The following is a 3,340-nucleotide window of genomic DNA, read 5'->3' on the forward strand; positions in this document are numbered from 1 at the left end:
AATGATTGTTCGGCGGCGTCCTACTCTCCCACAGGGTCCCCCCTGCAGTACCATCGGCGCTGTGAGGCTTAGCTTCCGGGTTCGGAATGTGACCGGGCGTTTCCCTCACGCTATGACCACCGAAACACGATGAGATCATGCGATCGATTCGGTCGCTGTCTCAGAACAGCACAGTGGACGCGTAGCAGCTATGGACAAGCCCTCGGCCTATTAGTACCGGTCAGCTCCACCCCTCACAGGGCTTCCACATCCGGCCTATCAACCCAGTCGTCTACTGGGAGCCTTACCCCATCACGTGGGTGGGAGTCCTCATCTCGAAGCAGGCTTCCCGCTTAGATGCTTTCAGCGGTTATCCCTCCCGAACGTAGCCAACCAGCCATGCCCTTGGCAGGACAACTGGCACACCAGAGGTTCGTCCGTCCCGGTCCTCTCGTACTAGGGACAGCCCTTCTCAAGACTCCAACGCGCGCAGCGGATAGGGACCGAACTGTCTCACGACGTTCTAAACCCAGCTCGCGTACCGCTTTAATGGGCGAACAGCCCAACCCTTGGGACCTACTCCAGCCCCAGGATGCGACGAGCCGACATCGAGGTGCCAAACCATCCCGTCGATATGGACTCTTGGGGAAGATCAGCCTGTTATCCCCGGGGTACCTTTTATCCGTTGAGCGACGGCGCTTCCACAAGCCACCGCCGGATCACTAGTCCCTGCTTTCGCACCTGCTCGACCCGTCGGTCTCACAGTCAAGCTCCCTTGTGCACTTACACTCAACACCTGATTGCCAACCAGGCTGAGGGAACCTTTGGGCGCCTCCGTTACCATTTAGGAGGCAACCGCCCCAGTTAAACTACCCACCAGACACTGTCCCTGATCCGGATCACGGACCCAGGTTAGACATCCAGCACGACCAGAGTGGTATTTCAACGACGCCTCCACACCAACTGGCGTTGATGCTTCACCGGCTCCCACCTATCCTACACAAGCCGAACCGAACACCAATATCAAGCTGTAGTAAAGGTCCCGGGGTCTTTCCGTCCTGCTGCGCGAAACGAGCATCTTTACTCGTAATGCAATTTCACCGGGCCTGTGGTTGAGACAGTCGAGAAGTCGTTACGCCATTCGTGCAGGTCGGAACTTACCCGACAAGGAATTTCGCTACCTTAGGATGGTTATAGTTACCACCGCCGTTTACTGGCGCTTAAGTTCTCAGCTTCGCCCCACCGAAATGAAGCTAACCGGTCCCCTTAACGTTCCAGCACCGGGCAGGCGTCAGTCCGTATACATCGCCTTACGGCTTCGCACGGACCTGTGTTTTTAGTAAACAGTCGCTTCTCGCTGGTCTCTGCGGCCACCCCCAGCTCACGGAGCAAGTCCGGTCACCAGGAACGGCCCCCCTTCTCCCGAAGTTACGGGGGCATTTTGCCGAGTTCCTTAACCACAGTTCACCCGAACGCCTCGGTATTCTCTACCAGACCACCTGAGTCGGTTTAGGGTACGGGCCGCCATGAAACTCGCTAGAGGCTTTTCTCGACAGCATAGGATCATCCACTTCACCACAATCGGCTCGGCATCAGGTCTCAGCCTCCATGTGCGGCGGATTTGCCTACCACACGGCCTACACCCTTACCCCGGGACAACCACCGCCCGGGCTGGACTACCTTCCTGCGTCACCCCATCGCTCAGCTACTACCCTGTTGGGCCGGCGGCTCCACCACTCCCCTCGGTCCGAAGACCTCCGGGCGGCTTCACGGCCTTAGCATTCAGAGGTTCGCCGTTGGCGCTTCAAAGCGGGTACGGGAATATCAACCCGTTGTCCATCGACTACGCCTGTCGGCCTCGCCTTAGGTCCCGACTTACCCTGGGCAGATCAGCTTGACCCAGGAACCCTTGGTCAATCGGCGCAGGAGTTTCCCACTCCTGTATCGCTACTCATGCCTGCATTCTCACTCGTGTACCGTCCACCACTCGATTCCTCGGCGGCTTCACCCGGCACACGACGCTCCCCTACCCATCCACACACCCGTTGGGGCTTCTGTGTGAATGACACGGCTTCGGCGGTGTACTTGAGCCCCGCTACATTGTCGGCGCGGAATCACTTGACCAGTGAGCTATTACGCACTCTTTAAAGGGTGGCTGCTTCTAAGCCAACCTCCTGGTTGTCTCTGCGACTCCACATCCTTTCCCACTTAGCACACGCTTAGGGGCCTTAGCCGGTGTTCTGGGCTGTTTCCCTCTCGACCATGGAGCTTATCCCCCACAGTCTCACTGCCGTGCTCTCACTTACCGGCATTCGGAGTTTGGCTAAGGTCAGTAACCTGGTGAGGCCCATCGCCTATCCAGTGCTCTACCTCCGGCAAGAAACACACGACGCTGCACCTAAATGCATTTCGGGGAGAACCAGCTATCACGGAGTTTGATTGGCCTTTCACCCCTAACCACAGGTCATCCCCCAGGTTTTCAACCCTGGTGGGTTCGGTCCTCCACACGGTCTTACCCGCGCTTCAACCTGCCCATGGCTAGATCACTCCGCTTCGGGTCTTGGGCATGCGACTCAAACGCCCTGTTCGGACTCGCTTTCGCTACGGCTACCCCACACGGGTTAACCTCGCCACACACCGCAAACTCGCAGGCTCATTCTTCAAAAGGCACGCAGTCACCCCTAAAGGGCTCCCACGGCTTGTAGGCACACGGTTTCAGGTACTATTTCACTCCGCTCCCGCGGTACTTTTCACCATTCCCTCACGGTACTATCCGCTATCGGTCACCAGGGAATATTTAGGCTTAGCGGGTGGTCCCGCCAGATTCACACGGGATTTCTCGGGCCCCGTGCTACTTGGGAAATGAGCAAGCAAGCCGAGAATGTTTCGCCTACGGGGGTCTTACCCTCTACGCCGGGCCTTTCGCATGCCCTTCGACTACATCCTCGGTTTCTGACTCGCCCAGCCGCCGGCAGACGACTGAAGCCCACTCCCACGACCCCACAATGGCAACCCCTGCCGGGTCTCACACCACCATGGTTTAGCCTCATCCAGTTTCGCTCGCCACTACTCCCGGAATCACGGTTGTTTTCTCTTCCTGCGGGTACTGAGATGTTTCACTTCCCCGCGTTCCCTCCACATACCCTATGTGTTCAGGTATGGGTGACAGCCCATGACGACTGCCGGGTTTCCCCATTCGGACACCCCCGGATCAAAGCTCGGTTGACAGCTCCCCGGGGCCTATCGCGGCCTCCCACGTCCTTCATCGGTTCCTGGTGCCAAGGCATCCACCGTGCGCCCTTAATAACTTGGCCATAGATGCTCGCGTCCACTGTGCAGTTCTCAAACAACGACCAGAAGG

2 rRNA genes are annotated in these 3,340 nt (G+C 58.0%); both read right to left on the bottom strand.

Annotated elements, in window-relative coordinates:
• Positions 1-7 precede the first annotated feature (7 nt).
• A 5S ribosomal RNA gene (gene rrf / locus TR48_RS37995) occupies positions 8-124 on the bottom strand.
• Between the two features lie 66 nt (positions 125-190).
• Positions 191-3,293: ribosomal RNA gene (locus TR48_RS38000) — 23S ribosomal RNA — on the bottom strand.
• Positions 3,294-3,340 lie beyond the last annotated feature (47 nt).

The organism is Streptacidiphilus neutrinimicus, assembly GCF_000787815.1.
GTDB lineage: Bacteria > Actinomycetota > Actinomycetes > Streptomycetales > Streptomycetaceae > Streptacidiphilus > Streptacidiphilus neutrinimicus.